Origin of the sequence: Vibrio sp. SS-MA-C1-2 (genome assembly GCF_021513135.1) — a bacterium.
Lineage (GTDB): Bacteria > Pseudomonadota > Gammaproteobacteria > Enterobacterales > Vibrionaceae.
On record NZ_CP090981.1, the window covers coordinates 1,244,419 to 1,260,485 of the forward strand.

At 39.1% G+C, this 16,067-nt stretch carries 13 protein-coding genes and 2 pseudogenes; 7 read left to right on the forward strand and 8 right to left on the reverse strand.

Annotated features, from left to right (window positions below; genetic code table 11):
* Positions 1-111 precede the first annotated feature (111 nt).
* Positions 112-366: a TIGR02647 family protein gene (locus L0B53_RS10305; RefSeq protein ID WP_235061955.1), complete on the forward strand. Its 255-nt coding sequence runs from the start codon at positions 112-114 to the stop codon at positions 364-366.
* A gap of 126 nt (positions 367-492) precedes the next feature.
* Positions 493-930: a YcgN family cysteine cluster protein gene (locus L0B53_RS10310; protein WP_235061956.1), complete on the forward strand. Its 438-nt coding sequence runs from the start codon at positions 493-495 to the stop codon at positions 928-930.
* 18 nt (positions 931-948) lie between these two features.
* Here the strand turns inward: L0B53_RS10310 and dusC are convergent, their stop codons facing one another.
* Positions 949-1,902, reverse strand: a complete 954-nt coding sequence (dusC, locus tag L0B53_RS10315) for a tRNA dihydrouridine(16) synthase DusC (RefSeq protein ID WP_235061957.1) — start codon at positions 1,900-1,902, stop codon at positions 949-951.
* A gap of 521 nt (positions 1,903-2,423) precedes the next feature.
* On the opposite strand from dusC, the gene L0B53_RS10320 reads away from it, so the two are divergent.
* A complete protein-coding gene (locus L0B53_RS10320) occupies positions 2,424-3,047 on the forward strand; it encodes a UPF0149 family protein (RefSeq protein WP_235061958.1) in 624 nt (207 codons plus the stop codon).
* A 187-nt stretch (positions 3,048-3,234) separates the two neighbouring features.
* Here L0B53_RS10320 and dsbB read toward each other — a convergent pair whose 3' ends face one another.
* Both dsbB and nhaB read right to left on the reverse strand, forming a co-directional pair.
* Complete coding sequence (gene dsbB, locus L0B53_RS10325; RefSeq protein WP_235061959.1) at positions 3,235-3,756, reverse strand: disulfide bond formation protein DsbB; 522 nt, start codon at positions 3,754-3,756, stop codon at positions 3,235-3,237.
* Positions 3,757-3,921: 165 nt separating this feature from the next.
* Entirely contained in the window at positions 3,922-5,514 is a 1,593-nt protein-coding gene (gene nhaB, locus L0B53_RS10330; RefSeq protein ID WP_235061960.1) for a Na(+)/H(+) antiporter NhaB, read from the reverse strand.
* Positions 5,515-5,827: 313 nt separating this feature from the next.
* Here nhaB and fadR point away from each other — a divergent pair, with 313 nt between their 5' ends.
* Complete coding sequence (gene fadR / locus L0B53_RS10335) at positions 5,828-6,673, forward strand: fatty acid metabolism transcriptional regulator FadR (protein ID WP_235061961.1); 846 nt, start codon at positions 5,828-5,830, stop codon at positions 6,671-6,673.
* Between the two features lie 71 nt (positions 6,674-6,744).
* Here the strand turns inward: fadR and L0B53_RS10340 are convergent, their stop codons facing one another.
* The 3 genes and pseudogenes from L0B53_RS10340 to L0B53_RS10350 all read right to left on the reverse strand — a co-directional run bounded on the left by L0B53_RS10340 (position 6,745) and on the right by L0B53_RS10350 (position 11,628).
* On the reverse strand, positions 6,745-8,259 hold the full coding sequence (locus L0B53_RS10340; protein ID WP_235061962.1) for a SpoVR family protein: 1,515 nt from the start codon (positions 8,257-8,259) through the stop codon (positions 6,745-6,747).
* A 26-nt stretch (positions 8,260-8,285) separates the two neighbouring features.
* A pseudogene (locus L0B53_RS10345) lies at positions 8,286-9,562 on the reverse strand (YeaH/YhbH family protein).
* 131 nt (positions 9,563-9,693) lie between these two features.
* Positions 9,694-11,628 (reverse strand): PrkA family serine protein kinase, encoded by a 1,935-nt coding sequence (locus tag L0B53_RS10350; RefSeq protein ID WP_235061963.1) that lies wholly within the window; start codon positions 11,626-11,628, stop codon positions 9,694-9,696.
* 307 nt (positions 11,629-11,935) lie between these two features.
* Between L0B53_RS10350 and L0B53_RS10355 the strand changes: the two are divergent.
* Positions 11,936-12,813, forward strand: a pseudogene (locus L0B53_RS10355) (MipA/OmpV family protein).
* Between the two features lie 124 nt (positions 12,814-12,937).
* On the opposite strand, the gene L0B53_RS10360 reads toward L0B53_RS10355, so the two are convergent.
* Both L0B53_RS10360 and gap read right to left on the reverse strand, forming a co-directional pair.
* Entirely contained in the window at positions 12,938-13,807 is an 870-nt protein-coding gene (locus L0B53_RS10360) for a D-hexose-6-phosphate mutarotase (RefSeq protein WP_235061965.1), read from the reverse strand.
* Positions 13,808-13,931: 124 nt separating this feature from the next.
* Positions 13,932-14,927, reverse strand: coding sequence for a type I glyceraldehyde-3-phosphate dehydrogenase (gene gap, locus L0B53_RS10365; protein ID WP_235061966.1), 996 nt, complete (start codon positions 14,925-14,927; stop codon positions 13,932-13,934).
* A 374-nt stretch (positions 14,928-15,301) separates the two neighbouring features.
* On the opposite strand from gap, the gene msrB reads away from it, so the two are divergent.
* Both msrB and L0B53_RS10375 read left to right on the forward strand, forming a co-directional pair.
* The gene (msrB, locus tag L0B53_RS10370) at positions 15,302-15,706 is read left to right on the forward strand and encodes a peptide-methionine (R)-S-oxide reductase MsrB (protein WP_235061967.1); all 405 of its coding nucleotides are present in this window, start codon (positions 15,302-15,304) and stop codon (positions 15,704-15,706) included.
* A 19-nt stretch (positions 15,707-15,725) separates the two neighbouring features.
* A complete protein-coding gene (locus tag L0B53_RS10375) occupies positions 15,726-16,001 on the forward strand; it encodes a YeaC family protein (RefSeq protein ID WP_235061968.1) in 276 nt (91 codons plus the stop codon).
* The last annotated feature ends 66 nt before the right edge of the window (positions 16,002-16,067 follow it).

Genomic DNA, 16,067 nt, shown 5'->3' on the forward strand with positions numbered 1-16,067 from the left:
ACCAAAGCCGCTAACTTTAGCGGCTTTTTGTTATCTGGCGCAATGTTTCTATTTGTACTTCTAACCAAATAGGGATAGGCTAAAGTTAATCTATAAATCGGAGAACATGTGATGCCATTTAACAATAAAATGATTGACGAATTAAATCTTCTTATCAAGTTTGATATCAATAATAGTCAGCAAGGTTTGAAAGTTGGAAGTAGCGCATCTCCAGAGATGGTTGCAGCGGTTGAGAGTCTTTTTGAAAAAGGGCTAGTGACAGAAAAGGATGGCGGTTATCTAACTAATTTAGGTATTGATGCAGCAGAACATGCACAAACAATGATTTCAATCCTGACTAGTCGTCCAGAGCATACACCTGAGTAAATTCTAACGACGAAATGCAATCCACATCAGTGCAGGAGTGACCTTTCTTGATAAATTACACTTGCACTTTTGCTCTATCATGGTTATAACGGCGCTTTGAACACGTTAATTCATGAGAGCACGTCAATGACCACACCTTTCTGGCAACAAAAATCTTTAGAGCAAATGACAGATTCTGAATGGGAATCCCTTTGTGATGGCTGTGGAAAGTGCTGCCTTCATAAGTTAATCGATGATGATACCGATCAAATCTATTATACCAATGTTGCTTGTAGCCTACTCAATTTAAAAACCTGTTCATGCAAAGATTATCCTAACCGTTTTGAGTCTGGAGAAGAGTGTTTAAAGCTAACACGAGATAAGATCGATGAATTTGTCTGGTTGCCTGAAACCTGTGCTTACCGTCTACTTGCTGAGGGTAGCGAGCTTCCTGAGTGGCACCCTCTGATCACGGGTTCAAAATCTGCGATGCATGCGGCAGGTATGTCTGTCCGCAATAAAGCAGTGTATGAAATTGAGGTGATTGATTGGGAAAATCACATCATCAACCACCCGAATAAGTAATATTTAATTAAAAAGTAATTAGATATCGCTATTTTTCTCTCGATGCTGCTGTAAAATTGGCAGTATCGCTTCTTGAGTCGTTAAGCGTCGAATATCGGAAAATAGCGTATGAGCTTCTGGATAGCTACGTTTTAGGTAAGATAACCACTGTTTCAAGCGATTTGGGAAATAGAGGCTCTTATAGCCTGCAAGCTCATATTGTGAATACTTATCAAGCAATTCAAGCAGCTCAGACCAACTCATTGGTGGTTGATTATTTTTAACTACATTGCCTAGATTCGGCGTTGCAAGGGCACCACGGCAGATCATTAAATCTTCAGAATTGGTCATTTGTTGGCATTTTTGGCCATCTTGATAGTTCCAAATCTCACCATTGGCGATTAAAGGTAAACGCTGGTTTTTATTTAGCTCTCCAAGACGCTCCCATTTAATTTTCTCGGCTTTGTAGCCATCTTCCTTAGTTCGAGCATGAACAACTATCTCAGACGCACCTGCATTGGCAACTGCATCATATATCTCTTCAGCATCTGCGGGGTCATCCCAACCTAAGCGGACTTTCGCGCTCAACGTCGCTTCTTTACCAATGGCTTCTCTCGCTGAATGAATGACGTTATAGATCGCTTCAGGATCCTTAAGTAGAGCGGCACCGCCCCGATTTTTATTCACGGTTTTAGCCGGGCAACCAAAGTTAAGGTCAATACCATGAGATCCAAGTTCCAATGCTTTAACTGCATTCTCAGCCATCCAGATGGGATCTTGACCTAACAATTGAATACGGACTGGCGTGCCTGAAGGGGTCAGACAGTGATGATCTAATTCAGGGCAAAAGCGTTTAAATACTCGAGTTGGCAGACGTTGATCAACGATTCTGATAAATTCAGTGACGCAGAGATCATAGTCATTTATCTCAGTGAGAAGTTCACGCATTAAAGCGTCAATCACTCCCTCCATTGGACCTAATATTACTCGCATTTATCTATATTACCGTTATTAATCAATTGGGGCTAAAAAGTAGCTGCGATTCTAGTGAGTAATAGAAAGATTGTCACGATTATTTCATTGATTAATCTTCTCTCGTTTTGATCTGAAAAATAAAAAGGTGAGAGGTTTAAATAAGGTTTATACCCTTCATCCTTGAAGTCGCTAGGTTGTTGGCTGCATTCGTTCGCCCTAATCATATAGTACACCTATACTCATGGGGCCTCACTCATTGGCCGCCTACTAGCAACTCCAATTATTTTGGGTATAGTGGATACAATAGTAGTTACGAGCAAAAAAAGCTAAAATGGCAAGGTTCATTCGCTTTAACTAGATATACTCTTCATACTTGAAGTCGCTAGGTTGTTGGCTACGCTTATTCGCCCTAATCATATAGTACACCTATACTCATGGGGCCCCTCTCACTTGCCGCCTACTAGCAACGCCAATTATTTTAGGTATAGACAGTTAACGAGCAAAAATAAATAGTGTAAGAGTCATTTGGAGTAGTAAAGATGAATTTGTTTAATCAATTTCCAGAGCAATGGCAAGGGTGTAGTGCCATTCAGCTAGAAGGTGCGTTATTAGCAGCAAACTGCTCACCAACACCTTTAGTTCCAGAACTTTGGCTACCAGCGCTAACTGAGGGGGCTGAGAGCCTTTCGCCAGAACTAAATCGTGCGATCATCGATCATCTTCAAGCTCAATATGAAGCATTAAAAGTCGGTGAGTATCAGCTTCCTGCTGAGTTAGCATTGAATGAGGTTTTAGAAGTTCAACATAATGAGTTTGCAGAAGGGTTCCTCTTAGTATGGCCTTTTGTTGAGCCAGAGTGGCATGAAAAATCCGTCAGTGATGGCACGACCAATATGCTATCGGCATTAATGATGACAATTATGTTGTGGTGGGATGAAGAGGGGACGATTGCTCAAATGGAAGCCGCAGAGTTTGCTTATCCTGAGTTATCGACACTCTATCAGCAGCTCCCTATGATGCTTAATGAAGTTGCACAAGCTGCGGATGAGTTAATTATTGGTTCAGCTCAAGCACAAAGCGTTAATCCTTATAAAGAGATTGGTCGTAACGATCCCTGTCCTTGTGGTAGTGGTAAGAAGTTCAAACAGTGCTGTGGTAAATAATTCCTTATATCTCCACTCAAATATACCTAAAATAATTGGCGTTGCTAGCTGGTGGAAAGTGAGCTAAAGCTGTCTCACCTTTCTTTATGTATAGGCCTAGCCTCTTCAGTGTGAAGGGTATAAAGCCCGTTAATTTAGATCTCGCTAACTAAAAAAGTCAGTGGATGAAAACGAACGGGCTTTCTTGTTATTTTTGCGAATGACGAGAGGTTAACTGTGAAATTGTTACGATAATTGCAGCAATAATAAACACTGAAAAGATGATCTGTAACCATTGTGGCATAGATAAACCAACAAAATTCCAAACAATATCACTACAGCTTCCTGTTGCTTCAAAAATATTAGGCATCCATTGATTCAATGGTAGCCAATCTGGGAAGGTGACGAACATATCACAGGTATTAAATGGTGATGGATCAAACTGATAGCCCACATGCTCCCACGCCAGTTGAGCGCCCCAAATTGAGCTGACTAGCCAAAGTATTAAAGCTGGAAAACGAGTCCAGTAAGGAGCTATTGCACCAATTAAGCCACTAAAAATAAGCCCAGCCATTGCGACACGCTCATAGATACACATAACACAAGGATCAAGTTTTAAAATATGTTGGAAGAAAAGGGCAGATAACTCGCAAAATAGAGCTGTTAAAGAAAGCAGAAGCCATGCGGCACGGCCTTTTGAAAGAGTGTTAAAGTAATACAAAATAGCCATGACTAAATTCCATTTGATTAGTTGATGTTGGATCGGCCTCAAAGAAGAGAACACACTTGTAAAACCAGTAGTATATCGTGAAAAAGTCCCCGATAAAGGAGACTTTTCATTATTTATGATTATTATCAACTACTTTTTAATTAAGTGCACGGCCTTGTTAAGTTATTAGTGACCGGTTACCACAGGAGCGGCATGCTGAATCACTTCTGAAGCGTGAGATAACCAGCCCCAGTGATACATTAACTCGGTGGCTGGTACTAAAAACAGTTGGATACCAAGCAGGCCAACAACCGTTAAAACGAGGGTGTACGGCAATGCCATCCAGACCATTCTTCCATAAGAGAGACGAATAAGCGGTGCAATTGCTGAAGTTAGCATAAATAGGAATGCGGCTTGACCATTGGGTGTCGCCACCGATGGAAGATTCGTTCCAGTATTTATGGCAACGGCGAGCAGATCAAATTGATTCGCGGTGATTACGCCATGCTGTAATGCCGCTTTTACTTCATTGATATAAACCGTGCCGACAAAGACATTATCTGAAATCATCGAAAGCAGACCATTAGCGATGTAGAACATGGTTAATTGGCTGGTTCCTTCCATATGCAACACCCAGTCGATAATCGGAGCAAACAGTTGGAGATCAATTATCACCGCAACAATTGAAAAGAAAACAGCTAATAAGGCGGTAAATGGTAATGCTTCTTCAAATGCTTTACCCAGTGCGTGCTCTTCGGTAATTCCCGTCAATGACGTGGCTAAAACAATGACCGATAAGCCCACTAAACCGACCGCCGCTAAATGTAATGCTAATGCGATAATCAACCAGATCCCAATAATGATTTGCACGATCAATTTAGCGTAATCAAGATTAGTTCTGCGCTTTGTTTCATTTTCATCAAAATCGACTAAGATCTTACGTACATTCTGCGGTAGTTTTGCTCCATAACCAAAGATCTTAAACTTCTCGACAACCACACAAGTTAATAGGCCACAGATAAGTACGGGTAAAGTAACAGGCAACATTCGCAGCATAAATTCAATAAAAAACCAGTGCGCTTGTTCTGCAATAATTAAGTTTTGCGGTTCACCCACCATGGTCATCACCCCACCAAGCGCGGTACCGATAGCAGCATGCATCATTAAACTACGAAGAAATGCGCGATAATCCTCTAAATCATCTTTACTGATCTGCTTAATGTCTTTATCACTGGTGTAGTCATGATTATTACCATGACTATTTGAAGCGACTTTATGATAAATACTATAGAAGCCTACTGCGACGCTGATAACTACCGCAATCACAGTTAATGCATCTAAAAATGCAGATAAGAAAGCAGCAGAGAAACAGAATGCCAGAGAAAGCCAAGTTTTTGAGCGGATATTGATAAGTAACTTAGTGAAGATAAACAGCAGCAGTTGTTTCATAAAGTAGATGCCAGCCACCATAAAGATCAACAGTAGCAACACCTCTATATTTGCCGATAACTCATGCTTTACATGCTCTGCACTTGTCATTCCAATGGCAACGGCTTCAATCGCTAATAAACCGCCTGGTTGGAGAGGGTAACATTTTAGCGCCATCGCTAAAGTAAAGATAAACTCAGCAACCAGTAACCAACCAGCAACAAAAGGATTGATAAAAAAGAATACGATTGGATTGATAATTAAAAAAGCAACAATAGCGATTTTATACCAATCTGGGGCTTTACCAAGAAAATTCTTGATAAATGCTCTCCCTAGCGATACATGATGCATAACTCTCCAAGTATTTAGAAAAATAAGTAAAATTTTCGGGTTTTAGATTTAAAACTTTAACGATAAAAGTAATAACCTTTGCCACTCTGGCTTATTTTATGAAACCTTTATTTACATTATCTATGTATTTATTAATAATTAAAAGATTAAATTATTATTATTGTTGTTTATGATCAAAGAATTATGATTAATTATCAATCAATAAATGAGGGGATATTTATATTGTTAATAATCATGGGTTCTCTGTTATTCTTAGAAGTGGTATGATCAGTAAAGATATAGAGAAAAACACCTAACGTGGAAGTTGATTATCATGGTTATAAAGGCGAACAGCCCTGCTACCTTTGCAGAAAAGTATATTATTGAAAGTATTTGGAATGACCATTTCCCTCAAGGCTCAATTTTGCCAGCAGAGCGTGAACTTTCAGAGCTTATTGGCGTCACACGTACGACTTTGCGTGAGGTGTTACAGCGTCTATCCAGAGATGGTTGGTTAACTATTCAACATGGTAAACCGACTCGTGTGAATGATTTTATGCATACTTCTGGGTTAAATATCTTAGATACTTTGATTACGTTAAAGGGGCAAGATGTTACCTCGGTACTTGAAGATCTGTTAGTGGCAAGAACAGACATTAGCTCTATCTATATGCGTCATGCGATTCAGCGTCACTCAGAAGATGCTGCAATAACAATTAATGATGTGATTTCAGCATGTGAAGAATTAACAGCAAGTTCCTCATTTTCTGACTTTATTCAACAGCGTCCAGAGAAGCTTGATTTATTACAAGAAGTTAAGAAGATCACTGAGCAGTATAAGGACAATCCTGAGCTTTGTGAAAAAATCTGTTTAGCAAAAGCATTTAACTATTATGATTATCTACTATTCCAAGGGTTAGCATTTAATTCTGGTAATAAAGTGTATGTTTTAACAATTAATGGAATGCGTAAAATTTATTCCCGTATTGGTAGTTACTACTTCATGTTACCTGAAGCTAGAAAGCTAGCGATGCAATTTTATCGTGATATGGCGACATTATGTAATAACAATGACTTTACTAATGTACCAGCACTGCTTCGACAATATGGTCGTGCTAGTGCGGTGATTTGGGATGAAAATAAAGAACAGATTACCAAATATATTCTTGATGAAGATTAATTGATATTCGTGACTATTCAAAAAAAGAGAGGTGTTAGCCTCTCTTTTTTTATGCTTGATTAAGCCAGATATTAAGATGAAGTTCGAGGTGGACAGTTACCAATAATTTGCGTTTTACCGCTTGGCATCTCTTCCTCTAATTGAATTTCAAATCCCCATAAGCGATGCAAATGTTTTAACACTTCATGGTAGCTATCTGCAAGTGGAATACGATTATGAGGAACATGACGTAACACCATTGAGCGATCCCCTTTAATATCAACATTCCAAACTTGAATATTTGGTTCTAAATTACTTAAGTTATACTGCGCGGATAGTCGCTCTCTAATTTGACGATACCCTTCATCATTGTGAATTGCATCAATTTCAACAAAGTTATTTCGCTCATCATCATGAACGGCAAACAGTTTTAGGTCTCGCATCACTTTTGGTGATAGGTATTGACTAATAAAGCTTTCATCCTTAAAGTTTTCCATCGCAAAGTGAACGGTTTCAAGCCAATCTGATCCCGCAAATTCAGGGAACCATCGACGATCTTCTTCTGTTGGGTTTTCACAAATACGACGAATATCTTGGAACATAGCAAACCCTAAAGCATAAGGATTTATTCCACTATAATAAGGACTATTGTAAGCAGGCTGCGCGACAACATTGGTATGGCTGTGTAAGAACTCCATAATAAAGCTCTCAGTCACTAAGCCATCACTATAGAGATGATTCATGATGGTATAGTGCCAAAATGTTGCCCAGCCTTCATTCATCACTTGAGTCTGTTTTTGCGGATAGAAATATTGACTCACTTTACGAACGATACGGATGATCTCTCGTTGCCAAGGTTCTAATAGAGGTGCATGCTTCTCAATAAAGTAGAGAATGTTTTCATGAGGCTCTGATGGAAAACGAGCTTCAGCTTTCTGCATATTCTCTTCGCGGGTAGGAATTGTGCGCCATAGAGCATTGACTTGCGTTTGAAGATAATCTTCTCGGCTTTTCTGACGCGCTATCTCTTCTTGAATTGAGATCTTTTGTGGCCGTTTATACCGATCAACCCCATAATTCATTAAGGCATGACACGAGTCTAATAACGGTTCAACCTCATCAATACCGTACTTCTCTTCACAATCACTAATGTATTTCTTAGCAAATAGAAGATAATCGATAATTGAGCTGGCATCAGTCCACGTTCTAAATAGGTAATTTCCTTTAAAGAATGAGTTATGACCATAACAAGCATGAGCAATAACTAATGCTTGCATTGTGATGGTATTTTCTTCCATTAAGTAGGAGATACAAGGATCTGAGTTGATCACGATCTCATATGCAAGCCCCATATTACCATGCTTATAGTTACGCTCAGTTTCGATAAATTTCTTACCAAAAGACCAGTGACTATAATTAATGGGCATACCGACACTTGAGTAAGCATCCATCATCTGTTCGGCAGTGATTATTTCAATCTGATTTGGGTAGGTATCTAAACGATACCCTTCCGCAATTCGTTTTATCTCAGTGTGATATTGCTCTAATAGATCGAATGTCCAATCAGGCCCATCGCTAAGACGCTTGGTTTTTGTTGCTGTAGCCATCGATACCTCCCTCATTTCATTGACTATTATTGCATTATCTGCTGTTTGAATAGTTCTCGGAATACCGGAACAATGTCATCAACACTATGGATATTCTCAATCGCAAAGTTGTGATGACTCTTGGTTAACTCTTGATATTCTCGCCACAATGTTTGGTGTGCTCGGCGTGTGATTTCGATATAAGTGTAATAACGACAAGCCGGTAAAATTTCTTTTTCCAGTATCGCTTTACAGGTCGGAGAATCATCTGCCCAGTTATCACCATCGGAAGCTTGAGCTGCATAGATATTCCACTCTGTGGGTGAGTATCGTTTTTTGATAATCTCATCCATTAGTTTTAATGCACTCGACACAATGGTGCCTCCAGTCTCTTGAGAGTAGAAAAACTCCTGCTCATTGACCTCTTTTGCTTGGGTATGGTGACGAATAAATACCACATCAATATTTTTATATTTACGTGATAAGAAAAGATAGAGCAGAACATAAAAGCGTTTTGCTAGATCTTTGGTCGCCTGATCCATCGAACCTGAAACATCCATTAGACAGAACATGACAGCCTGACTACTTGGTATCGCACGTTTATCATAATTTTTAAACTGAAGATCGAAGGTATCAATAAAAGGGGTCGCACTAATTTTCTTACGTAGTGCTAAAATCTCTTTCTTGATCTTCTCTTCTTCTAGTAATAGAGCGGGTTCGCTATTTTGTAAGCGTTCTAACTCTTCTTCTAACTCATGTAACTGACGTTTTTTTCCTGCGGTCATTGCCGTTCGACGTGCCACAGAGTTTTGTAGAGAACGAACGATAGAAATATTCGATGGTACGCCACTAGACTTAAATCCAGAACGAAATGTCTGATACTCGACTAGTCTATTTTGTTGATTTTTCTCCATATTAGGAAGTTCTAAATCTTCAAATAGCATATCGAGGTATTCTTCTTTCGATATCTGGAAAGTGAACTCATCGTTACCTTCACCATCTTGGCTGGCATCGCCATCACCTTGACCTTCACCACCTTCACCGCCGCTCGGTGGACGTTCAATACGATCTCCTGCGGTAAATTGGTCATTACCGGGGTGAACCATGTGACGATCCCCCCTTTCCCTTGATAAATACTCGGCTCTATAATGTCATGGGATGGAATAGAGATATCCTCTCCACTCTCAATGTCGGTAATCGAGCGTTTATTGACGGCATCCGCAATCGATTCTTTAATCTTTTGCTTATGACGTCGTAAAAAACGCTGTCGATTGACAGTACTTTTATTTTTCCCATTGAGCCGGCGATCGATAAAATGCGCCATATGCCCTCGTATATTCGTTAATTAAGGTTTACCAACTCTTCTTGTATCTTTCTTACTGAAGTTGCTAGGTTGTTGGCGTTATTTCGCTTACTAGCAACTTCAACTATTTAGGCACAGAGACCTATGATTGATTAAGAAGATTTGCGCACTCGTAAATACCATTCAGATAGTAGACGAACTTGCTTCTGGGTATAGCCTTTCTCCATCATACGAGCGACAAAGTCGTCATGCTTCTTCTGTTCATCCGTTGAGGTCTTACCGTTAAACGAGATAACTGGCAATAGTTCTTCGGTATTTGAGAACATCTTCTTCTCAATAACGGTGCGAAGTTTCTCGTAGCTGGTCCAGTTTGGATTTCTGCCAGAATTATTGGCTTTTGCTCGAAGAACAAAGTTAACGATTTCGTTACGGAAATCTTTTGGATTACTGATCCCCGCTGGTTTTTCGATCTTCTCTAGCTCACTATTTAGTGCACTGCGATCAAATAGTTGGCCTGTTTCAGGATCACGATACTCTTGATCTTGAATCCAGAAATCAGCGTACATAACATAACGATCAAAGATGTTTTGACCATATTCAGAGTAAGACTCTAAATAAGCGGTTTGGATCTCTTTACCAATGAATTCCACATATTTAGGTACAAGGTAACCTTTTAAGAATTCTAGGTATTTCTCTGCAATTTCTTGTGGAAATTGTTCACGCTCAATCTGTTGTTCAAGAACAAAGAATAGGTGAACTGGGTTTGCGGCCACTTCTGCATGGTCGAAGTTATAAACACGAGATAAAATCTTAAATGCAAAACGCGTTGAAAGACCGTTCATTCCTTCATCAACACCGGCATAATCACGATACTCTTGATAAGATTTCGCTTTTGGATCGGTATCTTTTAATGTTTCACCGTCATAAACACGCATTTTAGAGAATAGATTTGAGTTTTCAGGCTCTTTTAGGCGCGATAAAATGGCAAATTGTGCCAAGGTTTCAAGTGTACTTGGTGAACAAGGCGCATTGGCTAATTCACTGCTTTGAACCAGTTTCTCGTAGATTTTAACTTCTTCAGAAACACGTAGACAGTAAGGGACTTTAACAATGTAAACACGGTCTAAAAACGCTTCATTGTTTTTATTATTTCGGAATGTCTGCCACTCAGATTCATTAGAGTGAGCTAAAATCATACCGTCATAAGGTAGTGCAGAAAGCCCTTCTGTACCGTTATAGTTGCCTTCCTGAGTTGCTGTTAGTAGGGGATGTAATACCTTAATCGGTGCTTTAAACATCTCTACAAACTCCATCAAGCCTTGGTTTGCTCGACATAATGCACCTGAATAGCTATAAGCATCAGGATCATCTTGAGAGAAATGTTCTAACTGACGAATATCGACTTTACCAACCAATGCTGAGATATCTTGATTGTTCTCATCTCCTGGCTCAGTTTTGGCGATTGCTAACTGATCTAAAATAGAAGGACGAACTTTTACTACTTTAAATTGTGTGATGTCACCACCAAATTCTTTTAGGCGTTTTGCAGCCCATGGCGACATAATTGAGCGAACATAACGGTTTGGTATTGCATACTCCTCTTCAAGGAGGCGCCCATCTTCATTAACATCAAAAAGACAGAAAGGGTGGTCATTAACCGGACTCCGGACACCATTTGCTGTCAGAATATAGACTGGTTTTTGCTGCATTAAACTTTTTAATTTCTCAGCTAATGATGACTTACCGCCGCCGACTGGACCCAATAAATAAAGAATCTGTTTGCGTTCTTCTAACCCTTGAGCAGCATGCTTTAGGTAAGAGACAATTTGTTCGATCGCTTCTTCCATCCCGTAGAAATCTTTGAATGTTTCATAACGAGAAATAACACGGTTTGAGAATAGGCGACTTAATTGAGGGTCTTGTGCAGTATCAATCATTTCAGGTTCACCGATAGCCATTAACAGGCGTTCGGCAGAGTTAGCATAGGCACTACGATCATCACGACATAACTCTAGAAATTCCTGAATAGATAGTTCTTCGTCCTTGCCTTCTTCATAACGTTGACGATAGGAATCAAAAATACTCATAGCTTTACTCTCCTTAATTAAAGATTACTGAATCTATGCCTCGATCAAAGAACCACAATTATTATGTCGAGCAGTCTATTTCTGATTCAGTCAATATGTTTTTTGTGACTTGTGAGATACATCTCTTTATCAAATATAGTCTAGGCATACTTTTGAACGTTTTTTGAACTTTGCTTAAAAAAAATACAAAAAAAATCGTGCAATCCCAATTAATTAGCCGATCAAGCAGGATAAAAAAAATAACTTGGCTAATAATGTAAAGAGGGAATATATTCTTATCTGCTTGCTATTTCATAATGGGGAAGACATGGAAAAGATCAGCAAAATAGTGGTAACGTTCTTATCGTTATTATTTATCACTCAAGTTACTCTGCCTGTTAGCGCGAATGAAGACCCACCACTCTCTACAGGAGAGAGCTCTGAGCCTCAAGAGAAGAATAATTTAGATGTCGACGGCTATACCTCTGCAACTAAGGGAAATTATGTGCCACGAAAGTGGTCATTGGGTGTTTTAGCTGCGTTTTCTCCAGGTCCTTATCGAGATACGGATAATGCGGTTTTAGTTGTGCCTGCGGTTGGCTACGAAGGTGAGCACTTCTTCTTACGGGGACTGGTTGCGGGCTATCGAATCTTCCCTCGAGAGAGTCGATACAATTTAACTCTTGGGGCCATTTATGATCCTCGTCGTTTCGATCCCGATGATAGTGATAATGAGATGATGAAAAAACTCGATAAGCGTGATGCTTCAGGATTAGGTTATCTCAATTATCAACAACGCATTCGCTATAACCAAATTGAACTAGGAACCATTGAGTTAGGGGGAGGGATTGATCTTTCTGGTCTCAATAATGGTGTTTATGGCCAAGTTGGGTGGAAATATTCTATCTATCACGGGTTTTGGGGAGTCACACCAGAGATTGGTTACTCTTATAATAATGATGATTTAAACGCGCGTTATTATGGGATTTCAGATTCTGAATCAGAAAAAAGTGGCTTTGATTCTTACTCTCCAGGATCATCAGGGCAATTTTTTATCAGTTTGAACAGCTACATTATGTTAGGTGAACGGGTTCGTTTAATGGGGGAGTCCGTTATACCAATTTAGACTCAGAAATTGCTGATAGTCCAATGGTGACAAAATCAACCGCGTATACGGGATACCTTGGTTTAACTTACTCTTTTTAATTTTGATAGATAACGAAAAAAGAGAAGATAAACAAAAAGCCGCTAAATCTTTATTTCATTCATCAAAGAAATAAAACTTCAGTGGCTTTTTAACTTTTTAACTTTTTAACATTTTAATTAGAGATTACTTGATTGAAATCTCGGTTGATAAGATATGAGTCTGTTGCGGTGCTAGCTCAATCGGAGATTCGCTACTTACTGTTGCTTCAACGCAGACCATCGTTTGGTAGCTATCATCAGCCATATCGGCCATCGAATGGCTAAGATCTTTCCACGGATTCCAAATTACCGCGCTATTTGAACCACTATTTTTCACTGCAATCGTACGATTTACATCATGAATATTGACGATTTCTGCTGGGTTACTGTAAACACGGTCAACTTCACCATCAAATGTGAGTTCTGTATCTCCGGTCATCGATTTACCGTTTTGAGTACTGTCTTGGTATGTTTGTCCCATATCGGTAATCGAAATTTGGCTAATATCACTAATATTAAAATAGCTGTGCAATGCACCACTAAAAGACCAAGGGGTTTCATCGGTATTTTTAGTGATTAAAGAGACGTTCAATTTTGATCCGATCTCAAATTGCAGTTCATTACTAAATTGATGTGGCCAAATCGCGAGTGTCTCATCGTTACTTTCTAAAGTAAGGCTGATGATTACCCCTTCTTCATTTTCACGATGCTGGTTTAATTTCCATTCAGTGTTACGAGCAAAACCATGAGAAGGGGTTGCTACCTTACCAAACCAAGGCCAACAAACTGGAATACCACCACGAATTGCGTGTTGGCTATCTAGATCTGCTTTTTCGCTTAACCAGATAATATCATTTTGATCTGTTGGTTTATAAGCGATGAGGTGACCACCATGAAGAGAGATTGCTGCTTGAGCTAACGGATGGTTAACGCGAACAACTTTAATGTCATTTAGTTGGCAAATAGTGACATTATCTGAAAGATAGGTCAGGGTAGGCAGAGAAAAAATATCCATAGTGCTGAGCTCCAAAGTCATTAAAAAGATAAAAATAGGTGGGAGACTTAATGAATCAGTGTATTGTAGGTATAAAAAAAGGCAGCTAATTAGCCGCCTTTCATATCACTTAACTAAGTAAAAATTACTTAGAGATGTGAGCGATTAGGTCAAGAACTTTGTTTGAGTAACCGATTTCGTTGTCGTACCAAGATACAACTTTAACGAAGTTATCAGTTAGTGCGATACCCGCTTTTGCATCAAATACAGAAGTTTGAGTTTCGCCGATGAAGTCTTGAGATACAACTTGATCTTCAGTATAACCAAGAACACCTTTAAGAGCGCCTTCAGAAGCTTCTTTCATTACTGCACAGATAGCTTCGTAAGAAGCACCTTTTTCAAGGTTAACTGTTAGGTCAACTACAGAAACGTTAGCAGTAGGTACGCGGAAAGCCATACCAGTTAGTTTGCCGTTTAGCTCAGGAAGTACAACACCTACAGCTTTAGCAGCACCAGTTGATGATGGGATGATGTTCTGAGAAGCACCACGACCGCCACGCCAGTCTTTAGCTGAAGGACCATCTACAGTTTTTTGAGTTGCTGTAGTCGCGTGTACTGTAGTCATAAGACCAGAAACGATACCGAAGTTGTCGTTAAGTACTTTAGCGATAGGCGCTAGACAGTTAGTAGTACAAGAAGCGTTAGAAACGATATCTTGACCAGCGTAAGTGTCTTGGTTAACGCCCATAACGATCATAGGAGTTGCATCTTTTGAAGGACCAGTAAGAACAACTTTCTTAGCACCAGCAGTGATGTGCTTACGAGCAGTCTCATCTGTTAGGAATAGGCCAGTAGCTTCTGCAACTACGTCAGCATTGATAGCATCCCACTTAAGATCTTCTGGGTTGCGCTCAGCTGTAACGCGTACAGTTTTGCCATTAACGATTAGGTTACCGTCTTGAACTTCAACAGTTCCGTTGAAACGACCGTGAGTTGAGTCATACTTAAGCATATAAGCCATGTATTCAACGTCGATAAGGTCGTTGATACCAACAACTTCGATGTCGTTACGCTCTTGTGCTGCACGGAAAACGAAACGTCCAATACGGCCAAAACCGTTAATACCTACTTTAATAGTCATGATGTTGCTCCACAATTTAATATTTGATTAAATGAAACTGGTGTAAAATTACAAAATATTGACGCTTTCTGCAAGCTAAATTGGTTATTTAGTTGCGTAATGTCAAAAAAAACATGAATTTTAGTTACACATTACATTTTAAGCTCAATATATAAGCAAATTTAAATCATTTTTAGATTAGACTGATTATTCAATAAGTCTAATTTTTTATTAACGAAGTATATAATATAGTACATGCTAGGCTAAATTATATGCATATAAAGAATATTTAAAATTATATTATAATACTTATATAAATATCTGAAATCATTGATCTCATTATTCATGTTCAAGTCAATCAGATAGATGTTAATTATAAATAAAGAAGAGTTAGAATGAATAAAAACAGCGAGCAACAGTGGAAAGAGCAATTAACGGAAGAAGAGTACAGAGTTTGTCGCTTACAAGGTACCGAAGCCCCTTATTCTGGTAAACTACTTCATAATAGTAAGCAAGGTACTTATAACTGCACTTGTTGTCAGCAACCTCTGTTTAAATCTGATGCAAAATTTGATTCAGGTTGTGGCTGGCCAAGTTTTGATGCGCCGATCTCTACAGAAGCGATGCGTTACTTAGAAGATAATAGTCATGGTATGCGACGTATTGAAGTACGTTGCTCTAATTGTGATAGTCATATAGGGCATATTTTCCCTGATGGCCCCCAAGAGACAACGGGAGAGCGTTTTTGTGTTAACTCTATTTCGCTGAATTTTCTTCCTAAACAAGATGATATAAAATAAATAACAAGGATCTCATGATATGGATATTGAAAAATTGTGTCGTTCAATGACACCTGAAGTGTACCAAGCTTTGCAACTAGCCGTTGAAATTGGCAAGTGGCCAACCGGTGAAAAATTAACGAAAGAGCAGATAGATGCTTGTATGCAAGGTGTAATGCTTTATCAATCAAGAAATAATGTTGATCCTCAGCATTTGTCTATCGCTAAAGGTGGGGAGATGGTGCTGAAATCAAAGCGTGAATTGGTGCAGCAGTTTAGCCAAAAAGAAGAAGATATTGTACGTGTCAAAGTGTAGTTGATTGTTCACTTCTGTGATTATCTAAAAAAATCAGTATCCAAAAAAAGAGCGGCAAGATAATAA

Excerpts from the sequence above, each read along its gene's own strand:
- nhaB (WP_235061960.1), bottom strand. The coding sequence starts at position 5,514 with ATGCATCATGTATCGCTAGGGAGAGCATTTATCAAGAATTTTCTTGGT.
- L0B53_RS10375 (WP_235061968.1), top strand. The coding sequence starts at position 15,726 with ATGGATATTGAAAAATTGTGTCGTTCAATGACACCTGAAGTGTACCAA.
- dusC (WP_235061957.1), bottom strand. The coding sequence starts at position 1,902 with ATGCGAGTAATATTAGGTCCAATGGAGGGAGTGATTGACGCTTTAATG.
- dsbB (WP_235061959.1), bottom strand. The coding sequence starts at position 3,756 with ATGGCTATTTTGTATTACTTTAACACTCTTTCAAAAGGCCGTGCCGCA.
- L0B53_RS10310 (WP_235061956.1), top strand. The coding sequence starts at position 493 with ATGACCACACCTTTCTGGCAACAAAAATCTTTAGAGCAAATGACAGAT.
- msrB (WP_235061967.1), top strand. The coding sequence starts at position 15,302 with ATGAATAAAAACAGCGAGCAACAGTGGAAAGAGCAATTAACGGAAGAA.
- fadR (WP_235061961.1), top strand. The coding sequence starts at position 5,828 with ATGGTTATAAAGGCGAACAGCCCTGCTACCTTTGCAGAAAAGTATATT.
- L0B53_RS10340 (WP_235061962.1), bottom strand. The coding sequence starts at position 8,259 with ATGGCTACAGCAACAAAAACCAAGCGTCTTAGCGATGGGCCTGATTGG.
- L0B53_RS10360 (WP_235061965.1), bottom strand. The coding sequence starts at position 13,807 with ATGGATATTTTTTCTCTGCCTACCCTGACCTATCTTTCAGATAATGTC.
- L0B53_RS10350 (WP_235061963.1), bottom strand. The coding sequence starts at position 11,628 with ATGAGTATTTTTGATTCCTATCGTCAACGTTATGAAGAAGGCAAGGAC.
- gap (WP_235061966.1), bottom strand. The coding sequence starts at position 14,927 with ATGACTATTAAAGTAGGTATTAACGGTTTTGGCCGTATTGGACGTTTC.
- L0B53_RS10305 (WP_235061955.1), top strand. The coding sequence starts at position 112 with ATGCCATTTAACAATAAAATGATTGACGAATTAAATCTTCTTATCAAG.
- L0B53_RS10320 (WP_235061958.1), top strand. The coding sequence starts at position 2,424 with ATGAATTTGTTTAATCAATTTCCAGAGCAATGGCAAGGGTGTAGTGCC.